Genomic DNA, 17,145 nt, shown 5'->3' on the forward strand with positions numbered 1-17,145 from the left:
AAATTTGGTTCATCGCATTTTGGCGTGAACCTGCTCTGCATAGGCTGCATTGCGGAAGGGGGCTCGACGACAGCGACGCAGGCGCTCCTTGTTGGAGCGCTGGTTCCCATCGCGACTGGCGCCGATAGGCGCCCGGCGGAGGCTGCCGCGCTGGCAATAACCGCGACCATCGGTAACGCCGCCGGGAGTCCTTCGGCCTCCAGTCGTGATCTGAAGCTACTCCTACAGCGCGGCCATGACTCCCCTTGCCATTTCACGCCAAAGTGTGAAGATCTTTAAATTTCAGCCTTGTTGGAGAGTGAATAGGTGAGCAACGAGCGGGTACCGGGACGCGATGCGCTGCGTGGCGCTCGTCGGGTGGTGGTGAAGATCGGCAGCGCGCTGCTGACCAATGACGGGCGCGGTCTCGATGAGCCTGCTATCGGCGGCTGGGTGGACCAGATCGCCGCATTGCACCGGCAAGGCATCGAGGTGGTGCTGGTCTCCTCCGGCGCCGTGGCGGCTGGCATGGTGCGGCTGGGCTGGCAGGTGCGCCCTTCGGCGGTGCATGAGCTGCAGGCCGCCGCTGCGGTGGGCCAGAATGGCCTGACCCAGTGCTATGAGCACCACTTCGCTCGACATAGCCTGCTCACCGCCCAGGTGCTGCTGACCCACGACGACCTTTCCAACCGCAAGCGCTATCTCAATGCGCGTTCGGCATTGCGGACCCTGGTCGATCTGCGGGTGGTGCCGGTGGTGAACGAGAACGATACCGTGGTCACCGACGAGATCCGCTTCGGGGACAACGACACCCTGGGGGCGCTGGTGGCCAACCTGCTGGAAGCCGATGCCCTGGTGATCCTCACCGACCAGGAAGGGCTGTTCGATGCCGACCCGCGGTATAACGCCGATGCCCAACTGATTCATGAAGGGCGTGCCGGCGATCCGTCGCTGGCCGCCGTAGCGGGCAGCGGCGGTGCGCTGGGCCGCGGTGGCATGGCCACCAAGGTGGAGGCGGCACGCCTGGCGGCGCGCTCCGGCGCGGTCACGGCGATTGCCAGCGGGCGCCAGCCCGACGTGCTCACCCGGCTGGTCGAGGGAGAGCGGCTCGGTACCCTGCTGTCGCCGGAAGAAGCGCCCATGGCGGCACGCAAGCGCTGGCTTGCCGGCCAGCTGCAGGTGCGCGGCAGCCTGGTCCTGGATGCTGGTGCGGTGAAAGTGCTGCGCGGCAGCGGCTCGAGCCTGCTGCCGGTTGGGGTCAAGGCGCTGTCGGGCAACTTCGTGCGCGGCGACATGGTGCTCTGTGTCGACGAACAGGGCGAGAGGGTAGCCAAGGGGCTGGTCAACTACGATGCTGCCGAGGCAAGCCGACTGCTTGGCAAGCCCAGCCATCAGATCGAAGCGATCCTGGGCTACATGGAAGCCCCGGAGCTCATTCATCGCGACAATCTGGTAGTGCTTTGAGAGTGGGGCGCGCGACGTTATCCAGCTGTGGCAAGGCAGCGGGTTGTTATGGTAGGATGCGCCATCCTCTCAGACACGGCCCGTCGACAACCATCGCGTTGCCGGATGGCCAAGCCGGCGGAAAAGCCAATTTTTCCAGTCCGGACAAAATGTTATCAATGCCGTCGGGATGCCCGGCGGCGTTAATGTATTCCAGGAGATAGTCAGTGGCGAACAGCAAGCAAGCCCGCAAGCGTGCCCGTCAGGCGGAAGGCCGCCGTGTTCTGAAGGCGAGTCAGCGTGCCATGGTGCGTACTTACCTCAAGCGCGTCATCAAGGCCATTCAGGGCGGTGACCACGCCGAGGCCATGAGCCAGTTCAAGCAGGCGCAGCCGGTCATCGACCGTATCGCCGACAAGGACGTGCTCTCCAAGAAGAAGGCCGCGCGCATCAAGAGCCGCCTGAACAAGCGAATTAAGGCGCTGGCTGCGTAAGCCGGACGCTTTTGAGGAGTCCCGAACGCTGCTGCGCCAATGCGCTCACGTTCGAAGATATCCCACGAAAAACCGGCTGAGGCCGGTTTTTTTGTGTCTGGTTTCTACCTGAGTAAGTCTTCGTTGAGTCAGCCTGCCGAGGAAGGAACAGCGTGACGGATAGCGAACAGCCGCCCGAGTCAAAGCCGCTGCCGCCAGGGGATTCGCCCCCGGTGCCGGTGGCCGACGATGACCGGGCCGTGGCGCCGAAGGCCGGAGGGCTGATGCGCTCCGGCCTGGTGGTCAGCGTCATGACCATGCTGTCGCGGGTCATGGGGCTGGTGCGCGACGTGGTGGTGGCCACCCTGTTTGGTGCCGGCAGCGGTGCCGATGCCTTCTTCGTCGCTTTCAAGATCCCCAACTTCATGCGCCGGCTGTTTGCCGAGGGTGCCTTCAACCAGGCTTTCGTGCCGGTGCTTTCGGAGTACGCCACCCGCGGCAGCAAGCGCGAGGTGCGCGAACTGCTCAACGCGGTGGCGGGCAGTCTCACGGCGGTGCTGGCGTTGATCACGGCGCTGGCCATGCTGGCGTCGCCCTGGCTGGTGTGGCTCTTCGCCCCCGGTTTCGGCCGCGACCCGGCCAAGATGGCGCTGACCGCCGACATGCTGCGGCTGACCTTTCCCTACCTGTTGCTGGTCTCGCTGACGGCCTTCGCCGGCAGCGTACTCAATACCTGGAACCGTTTCGCGGTGCCGGCCTTCACCCCGGTACTGCTGAACCTGTCGTTGATCGGTGCGGCGCTGCTGCTGACGCCGCTGATGGAAGAGCCTGCCATGGCGCTGGCCTGGGGCGTGCTGATCGCGGGGTTCGCCCAGTTGGCCTTCCAGGTACCCTTCCTGGTTCGCCTGGGGCTGATGCCCACCCCCTGGCCCAACTTCGCCCACAGCGGCGTGAAGCGCATCCTGGTGCTGATGGTGCCGGCGCTGTTCGGCGTCTCGGTCTCGCAGATCAATCTGCTGCTCGATACCGTGCTGGCTTCGCTGCTGGAGCCGGGCAGCGTCTCCTGGCTCTACTACTCCGACCGGCTGGTGGAGCTGCCCCTGGGCGTGTTCGGTATCGCCATCGGCACGGTGATCCTGCCGGCACTCTCCAAGCGCCATGCGGCCCAGTCCGGGGAGCATTTCGCCGCCATGCTCGACTGGGCAGTGCGGACCGTACTGCTGCTGGGCCTGCCGGCGGCCCTGGCCCTGGCGGTGCTGGCAGAGCCGCTGCTGATCTCGCTGTTCCACTATGGCGCCATGACCGAGCACGACATCACCATGGCGGCCATGAGCCTGCGTGCCTACGCCTTCGGGCTTATCGCCTTCATGCTGATCAAGGTGCTGGCGCCGGGGTTCTTCGCGCGCCAGAACACCAAGACCCCGGTGAAGATCGGTATCATCGCCATGGCAGCCAACATGGTCTTCAATCTGATCCTCGTCTGGCCGCTGGCCCACGCCGGACTGGCCCTGGCCACGGCGCTCTCGGCCTTCCTCAATGCCGGCCTGCTGGGCTGGCTGCTGTGGAAGGATCGGGTGCTGGTGTTCCAGCCCGGCTGGGGGCGTTTCGGGTTGCAGCTGCTGGGCGGCTGCACGGTCATGGGGCTGGGCCTGGCGTGGCTCTCTCCCGACTGGCAGCAGTGGCTCGGCTGGGACGTCTGGACCAGGGTGCAGTGGCTGGCGCTGCTGGTGGTGGCCGGTGCAGTCGTCTATTTCGCCTGGCTGATGGCCTTCGGGGTGCGGCTGCGCCACTTTCGTATGAAAGGGTGAGTGACGATACGCTGAGTGCCCCGAGGGGCGCCGGGGGCAGGTCGGCGCAAGAGGTCATTTGCCATGGATGGCAAATGTAGCGTCCAGGGAAGGATTTACAGCGCCTCTGCGACGGCCTGCCTCCGGATCAGCCCCGGTCGTTCGGTGTCTCGAACATAGGCGAACGGCTGTCAAGGGGGGCTGGGTTCGCTATAATCGACCTCTTTACACGTTTCAACCAAAAGGTTTAGTGACGACTAAATGGAAGTCATTCGAGGACTGCACAATCTGCGCGAGGAGCATCGCGGATGCGTGGCCACCATCGGCAACTTCGATGGGGTGCACCGCGGCCATCAGGCGATTCTCGACCAGTGCCGCGAGCAGGCCTCGAAGCTGCAGCTGCCGGTCACGGTGGTGGTGTTCGAGCCGCAGCCCCGGGAGTTCTTCGCCGGCGACCAGGCCCCGCCGAGGCTGACCCGCCTGCGCGAGAAGGTGCGTCTGCTGGGCGAGGCCGGGGTGGAGACTGTGCTCTGCCTGCCCTTCAACGATACCCTGCGCAGCCTTACTGCGGTGGAATTCATCGACAGGGTGCTCGTCGAAGGCCTGGGCGTGCGCCATCTGGTGGTGGGTGACGACTTCCGTTTCGGCTGCGACCGCAGCGGAGACTTCAACCTGCTGGCGGAAGAGGGCGAGCGTCGCGGGCCCGCAGGCTTCAGCGTCGAGCATACCCGCACCTTCACCCTGGACGACGAACGCGTCTCGAGCACCCGGGTGCGGACCCTGCTAGCCAGCGGCAATTTCTCCCAGGCGGTACGCATGCTGGGCCGGCCCTATCGCCTGAGTGGGCGGGTGGTGGCCGATCAGAAGCTCGGCCGTACCATCGGTGTGCCCACCGCCAATCTGCCGCTGCTGCCGCTGCCCCTGGCGTTGCGCGGCGTCTATGCGGTGGTGACAGAGCTGCCCGATGGCAGCCGCTGGCCGGGCGTAGCCAATATCGGCTGGCGCCCAACGGTGGGAAGCCGCCGACCGGTGCTCGAGGTTCACCTGTTCGACTTCGAAGGTGACCTCTACGGCCAGCGGCTTGCGGTCTTCCCCTGCGCCAAGCTGCGTGGCGAGGTGAAGTTCGACGACTTCGCCGATCTCAAGCGACAGATCGACGCAGACCAGGTGCGAGCCCGGGGCTACTTCGACGACGGCCGCGGGGCCGCTGGCATCGGCTTGACAGACGACACACTCCCACTGGCATCGGCGCCCCTGGCGCGCGAGGCCGTGGCTTCCGAATTCTCGGCGGGACGTCCCGCCGACCACGACGACGGCTGACCCCCAGGATATGAGCGACTACAAGCACACACTGAATCTGCCCGAAACCGACTTCCCCATGCGCGGCATGCTGCCCAAGCGTGAGCCCGGTCAGGTGTCGCAGTGGCAGGACATGAAGCTCTACCAGCGCCTGCGTGAAGAGCGCCGCGGACGCGAACAGTTCGTGCTGCACGATGGCCCTCCCTATGCCAACGGCAGCATTCATATCGGTCACGCCCTCAACAAGATCCTCAAGGACATCATCGTCAAGTCAAAGAACCTGGCCGGCTTCGACGCCCCCTACGTGCCTGGCTGGGACTGCCACGGCCTGCCCATCGAGCACAAGGTGGAGACCACCCACGGCAAGCATCTCGAGCCCGAGCAGGCCCGGGGGCTTTGCCGCGAGTACGCCACCGCCCAGATCGAGACCCAGCTCGTCGACTTCGTGCGGCTGGGCATCATCGGCGATTGGGACAACCCCTACCGCTCCATGGATTTCGCCAACGAGGCCGGCGAGATCCGCGCGCTGGCGGACATGGTCGAGGCCGGCTATGTGTTCAAGGGTCTCAAGCCGGTCAACTGGTGCTTCGACTGCGGCTCGGCGCTGGCCGAAGCCGAGGTGGAGTATCAGGACAAGAAGTCCGACGCCATCGATGTGGCCTTCCCGGCCATCGACGAGGCCAAGCTGGCGGCCGCCTTCGGCCTGACCGAGCTGCCCAAGCCCGCTGCCATCGTGATCTGGACTACTACGCCCTGGACCATTCCGGCCAACCAGGCGCTCAACGTGCATCCCGAGTTCACCTATGCCCTGGTCGACACCGGCAGCCGCCTGCTGCTGCTGGCCGAGGAGCTGGTGGAGAGCTGCCTGGAGCGCTATGAGCTCCAGGGTGAAGTGATCGCTACGACGAAGGGTGAGGCGCTCGACCTGATCGAGTTCCGCCATCCTTTCTATGATCGCGTCTCTCCGGTCTATCTGGCCGACTACGTCGAATCCGAGGTGGGCAGTACCGGCATCGTTCACTCCGCCCCCGCCTACGGCGTCGACGACTTCGTCACCTGCCGTGCCCACGGCATGGCGTTCGAGGAGATCAAGAGCCCGGTGCAGGGCAACGGCGTCTACGCCAAGGACCTGCCGTTCTTCGGTGGCCAGATGATCTGGAAGGCCAACCCGCAGATCGTCGACAAGCTGCGCGAGGTCGACGCCCTGATGGCCCACAAGGTCATTACCCATAGCTACATGCACTGCTGGCGACACAAGACGCCGGTGATCTACCGTGCCACCGCCCAGTGGTTCGTGGGCATGGACGTCAAGGGCAAGGATGGTCGCACCCTGCGTGAGCGGGCTCTCGAGGGCATCGAGGCGACTCATTTCACCCCCGCCTGGGGCAAGGCGCGACTGCATTCCATGATCGCCAACCGTCCGGATTGGTGCATTTCGCGCCAGCGTAACTGGGGCGTGCCGATTCCCTTCTTCCTGCACAAGGCCAGTGGTGAACTGCATCCCCGCACCCTCGAGCTGATGGAGGAAGCCGCCAAACGCGTGGAGAAGGAGGGCATCGATGCCTGGTTCCGTCTCGACCCGGTCGAGCTGCTGGGCGAGGAGGCCGCAGAGTACGACAAGGTCACCGATACCCTGGATGTGTGGTTCGACTCCGGCACTACCCACCGCCACGTGCTGCGCGGCTCGCACCCCCATGGCCACGAGACGGGGCCGCGTGCCGACCTGTACCTGGAGGGTTCCGACCAGCACCGCGGCTGGTTCCACTCATCGCTGCTGACAGGCTCGGCAATCGATGGCCATCCGCCGTATCGGCAACTGCTGACGCACGGTTTTACCGTCGACTCCCAGGGGCGTAAGCAGTCCAAGTCGTTGGGCAACGTCGTCGCACCCCAGGAAGTGATGGACAAGCTGGGCGCCGATATCCTGCGCCTGTGGGTCTCCTCCACCGACTATTCCGGCGAGATGGCGGTCTCCGACGAGATCCTCAAGCGCACCGCCGACGTCTACCGGCGTATCCGCAACACCGCGCGCTTCCTGCTCTCGAACCTCAACGGCTTCGAGCCGAGCCGGGATCAGGTGGCCTTCGACGACATGCTGGCGCTGGACCAGTGGGTGGTGGATCGCGCCGCCCAGCTCCAGGCGCGCATCGAGACGGCCTACGAGGAGTACCGCTTCCTCGACGTCTACCAGCAGGTACACACCTTCTGCTCCCGGGAGCTGGGCGGCTTCTATCTGGACGTGATCAAGGACCGCCAGTACACCACCCAGGCTGACTCCCTGGCGCGGCGCAGCTGTCAGACCGCGCTCTACCAGGTGGTACAAGCCCTTTCCCGCTGGGTGGCGCCGATCCTCTCGTTCACCGCCGAGGAGATCTACGCGCATATCCCCGGTCATCGAGGCGACAGCGTGCTGCTCGAGACCTACTACGAAGGGCTCTCGACCCTCGCCGACGACGCCCTCCTGGGCCGCGATTTCTGGGAGCAGGTGCTCGAGGTCAAGCAGGCGGTGAACAAGTGCCTGGAGGACGCCCGCAACGCCAAGACCATCAAGGGCAGCCTGGCTGCCGAGGTCACGCTCTACGTCAGTGACGAGCTGCAGGCGACCCTGGCCAAGCTCGGCGACGAGCTGCGCTTCGTGATGCTGACCAGCGAAGTGCGCCTGGCGCCGCTGGCTGAGGGGAAGAACGCCGAAGCCACCGAGCTCGACGGCCTCAAGGTGGCCGTGACGGCCAGCCCGCACCAGAAGTGCGAACGCTGCTGGCATCACCGCGAGGACGTCGGTTCGCACAGCGAGCATCCGGACCTCTGCGGTCGCTGTATCGGCAACCTGCCCCAGGGCGCCGGGGAAGTGCGTCACTATGCCTGATGTTGCTGGCGGAGAACCGATGCGCCAGCCGCTGCGCTGGCTGTGGCTGGCGGCTGCCTGGATCGTGCTGGACCTTGGCACCAAGGCATTGGCGACGAGTCTTCTGAGCTACGGTCAGCCGGTGGAGGTGCTGCCGTTCTTCAACTTGACGCTGCTCCACAACACCGGCGCGGCCTTCAGCTTCCTGGCCGACAGTCCCGGTTGGCAGCGCTGGTTCTTCGCCATCATTGCCGTGGGCGCCAGTGTCGGCCTGACCTACTGGCTGACTCGCCTCAAGCGCGACGAGACGCTGCTGGCGGTGGCGCTGGCCCTGATCATCGGCGGGGCGCTGGGCAACCTCTATGATCGCCTGGTGCACGGCTACGTTGTGGACTTCCTGTCGTTCCATGTGGCTGGGTGGTACTACCCGGCCTTCAACGTGGCCGACATCGGTATCACCCTGGGGGCCATCGGCCTGATCTGGGAATCCATTTTCGAGGGGCGCAAGCAGGCGCGCCGCCGTGGCTGACAGGGCTCATGCCGCGACACGACAGAGACAGCAGAGGGCAACCATGAGCGAATATCGCATCGACGAGGGGATGGAAGTCACCCTGCACTTCACCCTCAAGCTGGAAGACGGCACCGTGGTGGACTCGACTCGCGACAAGGAGCCGGCCACCTTCCAGATGGGTGACGGCAACCTGCCGCCGGGCTTCGAATATCCTCTGAAGGGGCTGAGCGACGGCGAGAGCGGCAGTTTCGAGATCACACCCGAGCACGCCTTCGGCCAGCACAACCCGCAGAACGTCCAGCTGCTCAGTCGCGACGACTTCGAGGACATCGAACCCGAGGTCGGCACCGTGATGTCGTTCGCCGACGCAGCCGGGGGCGAGCTGCCCGGTGTCATCATCAGCGTCGAGGACAAGCAGGTGGAGGTGGACTTCAATCATCCGCTGGCAGGGCGTACCCTGACCTTCGAGGTGGAAGTCATCGCGGTGAAGCCTGCACAGACTCATTAAGAACGCCTGAGAACGTTTTTCAGGTGAGGGGCGCCGGGGACGGATCAGAGCAAAGGTCTTTTGCCAGGGGTGAGGAGCACTGCTCCGAACGGGCTAGCCATGGATGGCTAGCACCGGCCCTGCAAGCGGAGCAGGATGCGAGAGCGCCGCAGGGCAAAAGTAGCGCCCAGGGAAGGGTTTACAGCGCCTTTGCGTAGATCTGTCGCCGGAACAGCCCCGGTCCATCAGAGAATCTACGACCGGATGCCCAGGCATCAAGGCAAGGCGCCATGCAACGCAAACCCATACAAATCAAGCTGGCCAATCCCCGCGGCTTCTGCGCCGGCGTCGACCGCGCCATCGAGATCGTCAACCGGGCGCTGGATGTCTTCGGCCCGCCCATCTACGTGCGTCATGAAGTGGTGCACAACCGCTTCGTGGTCGACACCCTGCGCGAGCGCGGAGCCGTCTTCGTCGAGGAGCTCCATGAGGTGCCCGATGACGTCATCGTCATCTTCTCCGCCCACGGCGTCTCCCGCGCCGTGCAGGAGGACGCCGAACGCCGCGGCCTCAAGGTATTCGACGCCACCTGTCCGCTGGTCACCAAGGTGCATCTGGAGGTGTTGCGATACGCCAGGCGCGGCCAGGAGTGCATCCTGATCGGCCACGCCGGCCATCCCGAGGTGGAAGGCACCATGGGGCGCTACGACACCGGCCATGGCGGCGAGATCTACCTGGTCGAGGATGAGGCCGACGTCGAACGGCTCCAGGTCAAGGACCCGTCGCGGCTCTCCTTCGTCACCCAGACGACCCTCTCCATGGATGACACCGCCCGAGTGATCGACGCCCTGCGCAAGAAGTTTCCCGAGATCGAGGGGCCGCGCAAGGACGACATCTGCTACGCCACCCAGAACCGCCAGGACGCCGTGCGCGAGCTGGCGGCCGGCAGCGACCTGCTGCTGGTGGTGGGCAGCCCCAACAGCTCCAACTCCAATCGCCTGCGAGAGCTGGCCGAGCGGAGCGGCACACCGGCCTACCTGATCGACGACGCCGACCAGATCGATTCCGACTGGCTGAAGGGCGTCGCCACCATCGGCATCACCGCCGGGGCCAGTGCACCGGAAGTGCTGGTCAAGGGGGTGGTCGAACGGCTTCAGGGCCTGGGCGCCGAGGCGCCGGAGGAGCTTGCCGGGCGGGAAGAAACCATCACCTTCTCGATGCCCCGCGAGCTGCGTGAGCGCGTAATCATCAGCGATTCGCTATGATGATGGCATAGTAGGAGAAAACTGGTATTGGTATTAACAGAGAATCATTCGTTCGTATAGGCAGGGAAGCCGGGCAAAGGCCCGGCTTTTTGATGCCGCACTAGCGGGTGACGACGTCATGATACATACTGAAACCAAACGTAACGCAACCATGGAGACGCGTCGCTTGATGAGGCTAGCCTTCCGAGGCCGCTCCCGGGCCGCTACAGGCATCCTCCGGCACACCGCCGGCTTCACGCTCATCGAACTGATGATAGCGGTAGCCGTGATCGGCATTCTGGCAGCGATTGCGATACCGAGCTATCAGGGATATGTGGAGAACAGCCGTCGGACGGATGCACATGCAGGGCTGATGCAAGCCGCCCAGCAGCTTGAGCGCTGCTATACGGTCGATAACACCTATGCCGGTTGTGCGATCACCACGACCTCGCCGGATGGCATCTATACCATTACCATTTCTCTCAACGAAACGGACTCCGGCTACACGCTGACTGCGACCACCTCCCAGGCGGACCGCTGCTCCGGCCCCTTGACGCTCACGCATCGTGGCGAGCGCGGCCCTGCTGGCGGCAACTGTTGGTGAACATGATGAATGCTCGAGGGTTCACTCTTATCGAACTGTTGGTGACCATTGCGGTGGCGGCCATCATGGCCACCATTGCCGTACCGGGCTTTCAGGGCATGATGGCGAGCAACCGGGTTGCTAGTGATTATAATGAGATCCTCTCTGGTCTAAATCATGCAAGAAGTGAAGCCATCAAGCGCCGAGAGAATGTTACTTTCCGGATTACCCAGGCCAACGGGGAATGGGCTTATGAGATTCTTGTCGGTGGAAATGAATTAGCTCTGAGAAGCGGACGAGACGATAAAGTAACTGTAGATCCTGTAATAGTTGTTTTTAACTCTCTTGGCCGGCGCCAAAGCTGCACAACTAGTAATTGTATAACAACGATTTCTCGCGGTGATAAAAGTGAAAGAATTCAGGTAAGCATAACGGGCCGCATCGGCAAGCCAACGAGTTGAGGAACGCCATGTACCGTCACGCTCAATCGGGTTTTACGCTAATCGAGGCGTTGATCGCCTTGGTGGTGCTCTCCATCGGCCTGCTGGGCGTGGCGGCCATGCAGCTCAAGGCCCTCCAGAGCGCCCATATGGGCTACCAGCGCTCGGTGGTGAGCCTGGCGGCCATCGACGCTCAGGAAAGGGCCTGGGAAAAACTATCTAAATCGAATCCTAAAACATGCCCAAGCGATAACGATATTGAAGGTAATTGGAAAGCGGAGTGGTTTGGCGAAATTTTGGCTGATGCAGGAAGTAGCATAGACTCACCCAGTGATTGCAATTACATAGTCACTATTGCATGGCAGGAGGAGCGCTTCATGAATGAAGAGGACCTTGAGCCATTTGTTTATCTCTTCAGGCTGCCTGAGCTATGAACCGACGACATGTGCAAAGCGTTTTTCCAAGCCCGAGCGGCGGCGGCAGGCCCCCTAGGCGTCATCGGGGTTTTAGCCTGATAGAACTGATGGTTGCCTTGGTGATTGGCCTGATTATCATTCTTGGCGCCGGCCAGCTGTTCCTGATGGGCTTCCAGACATTCCGTCAGACCGAGTTGATGGGCAACAAGCAGGCGGCGCTTACATTTGCCGCCGAGACGCTGATTCGCGATATTCGCCGCGCTAGTGCCATAGATAATGGCTCGGTGTTTAATTTAGTAGTGCCAAATAATGGCGACCTTGCTTCTTGTGATGCTGAAGATGAGGTCACAAAGGAGTATTGGGTTGAGGAGTATGATGGCGAGCACACGCTCATGCTGAAAGCAAGTTGCCCTACGGTAGCAGAGTTTACCGAGCCTTTAGTCGGGGGGTTTTCGGACAATGGATTTCCTATGCCGATTGACTTAGGTGATGGCGTCTGGCAGTTGGTTTTTCGCCTCCAGTCGAGTGTGCAAGGAGAGTTCGACGAATTTACATTTCATGCGGTGAACCGAAGTGCCGCAGTGAATTAGATTGACTAGGTTCTATGCCTGGAGGTTGTTATGAAAAAACAAAGAGGAGCTGCGCTTGTTGTGGTTCTGGCAATGCTGACGATGTCGTTAATGTTAGGGCTGTCTGGGATGCAGGCATCTTTAATTGATGAACGTTTGGCGGGAAATTATAAGGCCTCGGCGGAAGCTCAGATGAATGCTGAATTAGGCGCATCTGAATTTATGGCATGGCTGCAAAGTGAAGGCTGGCCAACCACTAGTAGTGAAAAAAAGTCTTGGGATGGGCACGCAGCGCTTGCAGCGGCAGGCATAAGATATGAAATAATCGAGCCAGTTGATTGGGATTCTGTTGCTGATTCTGTAGGGGTCAGGGTTAAGGGGCTGGCAGGTCAGGATGCCAGAGCCTTTATAGATGCTGTTTTTAACAGGGTTCCTCCCAGTTTAATAAACGCTAATGGCGCATACACTTGTTATGGGACTAATTGTTCTGTTTCTACCGGCTCAGGTCAGTCTAGCAGCTCAATTAATGGGTATGATCATGTTGTAGGTGACGCGGGCTGTAGCATAAAAGGAAAGAATACGCCAGAGTTGAATCCGAATGGCCAGGATAAAGCTGGGTTGATAATTCTTGATGGCGTATATTCCGAAGGCGGTGCGGGGGATAATATTGATGGCGACCCTCCTGTCGTGTCGAGCACATCTAGCTATGAAGACTTGGCATACACTGGAGGCGTTTCTGTTGATGAGGCAGAAGCGGAGCTAGATAAATTTATTGATGATTTGCTGAGTAGTGGAAAAGTTTCGATGAATCCTGGCCAAGTGTCTGGCCTCAGTAATATAGCCTATGCGGGTGTTGATAACACTATTGAAATAAATAGTGACTCAGGCGGAATTATCATTTTAGAGGGCGGAACTTTGGAGTTCAAGCAGGGAAATACTTGTTTCGCTGGCTTAGTTATTGCCAGGCAAGGTATCGACGGCAGCGATGCTCAGGTTATAGTTCCCCCTTCTATTGATGGCCAGGGAACGACTGCAATCGTGGGTGCTGTTGTCGGTAAAAGCATGGAGTACACGGGCAGCGGTACGCCAAGTGTTTACTATAGTTCTATGGCGTTGGATAAGTTTGCTGGTGGGTCTATCGGAGATTCTGTTTCGATTAGCATGTGGCAAAACGACTAGATAGCCCTTGCAGCAGAGCAACTTAGCCTTGGAGTCAGCCCTCATGCCCAGCCAGTGCTGACAGCAGGTCGCGTTACGTTTTAAACGCGGCCGAAGGTCACCGGGAGAGGCCAGTGCGGGCGATCAATGCCCTCCGGCCCGTTGTTGAATTCAGCGATAAGACTCGGCGAGTCGATTGCGTAGCCGGTCCAGCTCAGCCTCCGTCCAGTCTTCCGGTTCTATCAGTGCCGCCCAGGCGTCCAGGTAGTGCCTGGCGGCGAACGAGTGGCCGTACCCGGGCGGGGCGTCGCCGATGGTCAGGTCGGCCAGCAGCTGCAGCATGGTCACCACCGGGTACCAGCGTAGCTCCGGCGAGACGTCCGGTGCGCGGGGCTCGCGCATCCACTCCGGCTCCCGGAAGAACGACCAGGGTTCGAAGAAGGTGATCGGGTCGCTGCCGTATTGCAGGTAGGCGATACGAAAGTCCCCCCACTCGCCATAGGGCATCTCCAGCCCCTGATACTGGTTCATGAAACGTACCACCGAGCCGTTGCGAAAGGTCGGCAGCCAGGCAGGCGAGCCGAGTTCGCGGCTGCGGGTCACCGCTTGCCAGGTTTCGCTGCGGTAGGGCGGGCCGCTCCACAGGGCACCGTGGAAGGGGTCGTCGATGATGTCGTAGAAATCGAAGGAGAGATCGGAGTTGAGTGACCCGAGGCTGAGGCCGTGTAGGTACAACTTCGGCCGCGAGGCTTTTGGCAGGGTGGTCCAGTATTCGTAGACCGTCGCAAACAGCGCTCGGGCGTTCTCCACCCCGTAGTCGCCTTCGGCAATGATCGAGAGGTGGCTGGGCAGGTAGGAGTATTGAACGGTTGCCGTGGCCACGTCGCCGCGCTGCAGGTACTCGAGGGTATTCTGGGCACCGGGGTCGACCCAGCCGCGGCCGGTGGGGGTGGCCAGCACCAGCACCGAGCGCTCGAAGGCGCGGACACGCTTCAGCTCTGCCAGGGCGAGTTGGGCTCGCTCCTCCGGTGTCTCCGCGGCACTCAGGCCAACGTAGACCCGTATCGGGGCCTGTGCCGGCTCGTCGAGAAAGTCCGACAGCTCCTCTGCGGTGGGGGTGCGGGAGATATAGCGTCGCCCGCGACTGCCCAGGTTTTCCCAACTGATCAACGAACTGGCGCTGCCGGTCTGCATCGGGTCGGCGGGTGGCGCCAGGTCGTCCTGGATCAGCTCGTCCAGCTGCTGGAAGGAGTTGTCGGCCGCGCGCAGGGCCAGGGTGAAGATCACCCCATCGATGACCGACCAGAACAGCATGGTCGCGACCAGGACGCCGATGACGTTCGAGACTCGGTGGGAAATATAGCGCTGCAGTCGACGCGAGAGGAAACGAAAGGTGCGCCGGAACAGCCTGGCGACCAGCAGTAGGGCGCCGAAGACCAGCAGGGTAATCGTACCGATATAGAATGGTCGTATGCCGCTGACCTCCTCCATGCCCATCAGATCGCGAATGCTGTTCTGCCACTCGGAGGCCTGCCACAGGAAAGCGGCGGCGATCACGGAACACGCCACTGCCGCTGAGAGCTTGATGGTGAGTGCCAGCCGGAGACTGGGCTTGGGAAGGTGCAGGTAATACCACAGCCAGTGGCCGGCATAGCCCAGTGCGTAGCCGGCGGCAAGCGAGAGCCCCGAAACGATGCCCTGGGAGTACATGGGGCGCGGCAACAGGCTCGGAGTAAGGGAGAAGGCGAATAACAGCGTGCCCACCAACAGGCCGGTTGCCGAGAAGTGGCTGAGCGCTGTGCGGACTTTCCAGTACATGACGGACTATACCTGAATGGCTGGCTGCGAAGTCTACTGCACGTAAACGGGAAGGCAAGGGGGTAGGGTGCTAATGCCCCTGGGGAAAGTGACTCGGGCGCAAGTTGGCCGGGAGCGCCCGGTCAACCTGCCCCGATTGTCGTGCCTGCCTGGGCCAGTGATGCTACCCGGAAATGTCTGAGCCAGGTGATAGCTAGTACAAGTGATGGCTAGGGCAAGTGATGGGCTCTGCCGCGGGTGAAGCGAACCGGTGGGCTGTACTTGTCGCCCGCAGGTGCCCGCTCCGGTGCCGGGCGGACACGCCAGCCGCGCGAGGTTGCCCACTCCTTGAGCTCCCGGTAGTTGAGTAGCGGATAGTCCCCTGAGTAGGGGTTGGGAGACGACGAGGGGAAGGCGAAGGCCACATGGGGGTAGTGGACGAAGGCGTCTTCGCTGTCATGGGCGGCGAGTGCCCGATCCAGGGCGGTCTGCCAGGCCCGGGAATCGCGACGTGCTTCTGCAGATCGTGTTGCATGCATCGGATTGTCCTCGCTTGGTTCGTCGGGAGAGAGGCAGCGCCCGGTCGTTGGCGTTGCCGGGTGGGGCGTTGTAGGAAGATCGCGGACATGCGTAGGCACGTAGACGCGTTTGATGACACTTCTCGATTCGGTCATGGTGCTTCCTCCTAAGCTTGCTACTATCGGGGTTCCCCCCCGCCTGCCAGTCCCGGTCAATCCCAGCTCAGCGCGCCGCCCACCTGGTACTCGGTGACACGGGTCTCGAAGAAGTTCTTCTCCTTGCGCAGGTCGATGATCTCGCTCATCCACGGGAAGGGGTTCTGGGCACCGGGGTACTGCTCCTTCAGGCCGATCTGGGCCAAGCGGCGGTTGCAGATGAAGTGCAGGTACTCCTCCATGATCGCCGCGTTCATGCCCAGCACGCCGCGGGGCATGGTGTCGCGGGCATAGGCGATCTCGAGCTCGGTGCCCTCGAGGATCATCTGGGTCACCTCGTCCTGGAACTCGGCGGTCCACAGGTGCGGGTTCTCGATCTTGATCTGGTTGATCATGTCGACGCCGAAGTTGAGGTGCATCGACTCGTCGCGCAGGATGTACTGGAACTGCTCGGCCACGCCGGTCATCTTGTTGCGCCGCCCCATGGAGAGGATCTGGCTGAAGCCGCAGTAGAAGAAGATGCCTTCGGTGACGCAGTAGAAGGCCACCAGGTTGCGCAGCAGTTCCTGGTCGGTCTCCGGGGTGCCGGTGTTGAAGTCGGCACGCGCCAGCGACTGGGTATGCTTGAGGCTCCAGGCCGACTTGGCGGCCACGGAGGGGACTTCGCGGTACATGTTGAAGACCGCGCCCTCGTCCATGCCCAGGGACTCCACACAGTACTGGTAGGCGTGGGTGTGGATGGCTTCCTCGAAGGCCTGGCGCAGCAGGTACTGGCGGCATTCGGGGTTGGTGATCAGGCGGTAGAGCGCCAGCACCAGGTTGTTGGCCACCAGCGAGTCGGCCGTGGAGAAGTAGCCCAGGCTGCGCTCGACGATGCGCCGCTCGTCCGCGGTGAGCCCTTCCTGGCTCTTCCACAGGGCGATATCGGCGTTCATGTTCACTTCCTGGGGCATCCAGTGGTTGGCGCTGCCGTCCAGGTACTTCTGCCAGGCCCACTCGTACTTGAACGGCACCAGCTGGTTGAGGTCGGCGCGGGCGTTGATCATCTGCTTGTCGCTGACCTCAATGCGCGCCGCGCCCATCTCCAGCTCTTCCAGGCCGGCGGCAACGTCGAGCTCCTCCAGCGACTTGCGGGCGCGCTCGATGCGGTCGGCCTCGGCGATCACGTAGTTCCCGCTGGCTTCTTGGATCTCGCCGGCGTCAGCCGGGGCGCTCGGCTGCGCCTTGGCGGCGGGCGCCGGGGTTGCCGGTGCCGGCTTGTCGGCGACGGCGGTCTCGTCTTCGTTGAATTCGTCCCAGTTCAGCATTCACTTTCCCTCAGGGTTATGACTCGTTGCAGGCTCCGCCAAGGCGCCTGCCGGCGCCAGCCGCGCTTAAAAAACACCAACCGGTGCATTGCGGCTGTAGGAGCAGCTTCAGCTCGCGACTGGAGGCGACAGC

16 protein-coding genes are annotated in these 17,145 nt (G+C 62.3%); 13 read left to right on the forward strand and 3 right to left on the reverse strand.

What is annotated here, in order from left to right; all coding sequences use genetic code 11:
- Positions 1-306: 306 nt before the first annotated feature.
- From proB to DU490_RS13960, 13 genes are all read left to right on the forward strand, one after another.
- On the forward strand, positions 307-1,443 hold the full coding sequence (gene proB / locus DU490_RS13900; protein WP_114574879.1) for a glutamate 5-kinase: 1,137 nt from the start codon (positions 307-309) through the stop codon (positions 1,441-1,443).
- 206 nt (positions 1,444-1,649) lie between these two features.
- Positions 1,650-1,916 carry a 30S ribosomal protein S20 gene (rpsT, locus tag DU490_RS13905; RefSeq protein WP_114574880.1) on the forward strand — a complete coding sequence of 89 codons (267 nt, stop codon included), beginning with the start codon at positions 1,650-1,652 and terminating at the stop codon, positions 1,914-1,916.
- Between the two features lie 263 nt (positions 1,917-2,179).
- A complete protein-coding gene (murJ, locus tag DU490_RS13910) occupies positions 2,180-3,703 on the forward strand; it encodes a murein biosynthesis integral membrane protein MurJ (RefSeq protein ID WP_114574907.1) in 1,524 nt (507 codons plus the stop codon).
- A gap of 240 nt (positions 3,704-3,943) precedes the next feature.
- Positions 3,944-5,002, forward strand: a complete 1,059-nt coding sequence (gene ribF / locus DU490_RS13915; RefSeq protein ID WP_114574881.1) for a bifunctional riboflavin kinase/FAD synthetase — start codon at positions 3,944-3,946, stop codon at positions 5,000-5,002.
- A gap of 10 nt (positions 5,003-5,012) precedes the next feature.
- Positions 5,013-7,847 carry an isoleucine--tRNA ligase gene (gene ileS / locus DU490_RS13920; RefSeq protein ID WP_114574882.1) on the forward strand — a complete coding sequence of 945 codons (2,835 nt, stop codon included), beginning with the start codon at positions 5,013-5,015 and terminating at the stop codon, positions 7,845-7,847.
- Between the two features lie 19 nt (positions 7,848-7,866).
- The gene (gene lspA / locus DU490_RS13925) at positions 7,867-8,355 is read left to right on the forward strand and encodes a signal peptidase II (RefSeq protein WP_114574883.1); all 489 of its coding nucleotides are present in this window, start codon (positions 7,867-7,869) and stop codon (positions 8,353-8,355) included.
- A 43-nt stretch (positions 8,356-8,398) separates the two neighbouring features.
- On the forward strand, positions 8,399-8,845 hold the full coding sequence (gene fkpB / locus DU490_RS13930) for an FKBP-type peptidyl-prolyl cis-trans isomerase (RefSeq protein WP_114574884.1): 447 nt from the start codon (positions 8,399-8,401) through the stop codon (positions 8,843-8,845).
- A 269-nt stretch (positions 8,846-9,114) separates the two neighbouring features.
- Positions 9,115-10,089, forward strand: a complete 975-nt coding sequence (ispH, locus tag DU490_RS13935; protein WP_114574885.1) for a 4-hydroxy-3-methylbut-2-enyl diphosphate reductase — start codon at positions 9,115-9,117, stop codon at positions 10,087-10,089.
- Positions 10,090-10,207: 118 nt separating this feature from the next.
- Positions 10,208-10,672, forward strand: a complete 465-nt coding sequence (locus DU490_RS13940; protein ID WP_309485745.1) for a type IV pilin protein — start codon at positions 10,208-10,210, stop codon at positions 10,670-10,672.
- A 2-nt stretch (positions 10,673-10,674) separates the two neighbouring features.
- The gene (locus DU490_RS13945; protein WP_114574887.1) at positions 10,675-11,112 is read left to right on the forward strand and encodes a GspH/FimT family pseudopilin; all 438 of its coding nucleotides are present in this window, start codon (positions 10,675-10,677) and stop codon (positions 11,110-11,112) included.
- An 8-nt stretch (positions 11,113-11,120) separates the two neighbouring features.
- Positions 11,121-11,525, forward strand: coding sequence for a type IV pilus modification protein PilV (gene pilV / locus DU490_RS13950; protein ID WP_114574888.1), 405 nt, complete (start codon positions 11,121-11,123; stop codon positions 11,523-11,525).
- The gene (locus DU490_RS13955; protein WP_114574889.1) at positions 11,522-12,097 is read left to right on the forward strand and encodes a PilW family protein; all 576 of its coding nucleotides are present in this window, start codon (positions 11,522-11,524) and stop codon (positions 12,095-12,097) included. Before pilV ends, DU490_RS13955 begins: the two co-directional genes overlap by 4 nt.
- Before the next feature lie 30 nt (positions 12,098-12,127).
- Complete coding sequence (locus DU490_RS13960) at positions 12,128-13,255, forward strand: PilX N-terminal domain-containing pilus assembly protein (RefSeq protein WP_114574890.1); 1,128 nt, start codon at positions 12,128-12,130, stop codon at positions 13,253-13,255.
- Between the two features lie 150 nt (positions 13,256-13,405).
- On the opposite strand, the gene DU490_RS13965 is transcribed toward DU490_RS13960, so the two are convergent.
- The 3 genes from DU490_RS13965 to DU490_RS13975 all read right to left on the reverse strand — a co-directional run bounded on the left by DU490_RS13965 (position 13,406) and on the right by DU490_RS13975 (position 17,012).
- Entirely contained in the window at positions 13,406-15,052 is a 1,647-nt protein-coding gene (locus DU490_RS13965) for an alpha/beta-hydrolase family protein (protein WP_114574891.1), read from the reverse strand.
- 209 nt (positions 15,053-15,261) lie between these two features.
- Positions 15,262-15,570, reverse strand: coding sequence for a hypothetical protein (locus DU490_RS13970; protein ID WP_114574892.1), 309 nt, complete (start codon positions 15,568-15,570; stop codon positions 15,262-15,264).
- Positions 15,571-15,761: 191 nt separating this feature from the next.
- Positions 15,762-17,012, reverse strand: coding sequence for a ribonucleotide-diphosphate reductase subunit beta (locus tag DU490_RS13975; protein WP_114574893.1), 1,251 nt, complete (start codon positions 17,010-17,012; stop codon positions 15,762-15,764).
- Between the last annotated feature and the right edge of the window lie 133 nt (positions 17,013-17,145).

Origin of the sequence: Halomonas sp. DQ26W, from assembly GCF_003339685.1 — a bacterium.
In the GTDB taxonomy this organism is placed as follows: Bacteria; Pseudomonadota; Gammaproteobacteria; order Pseudomonadales; family Halomonadaceae; genus Halomonas.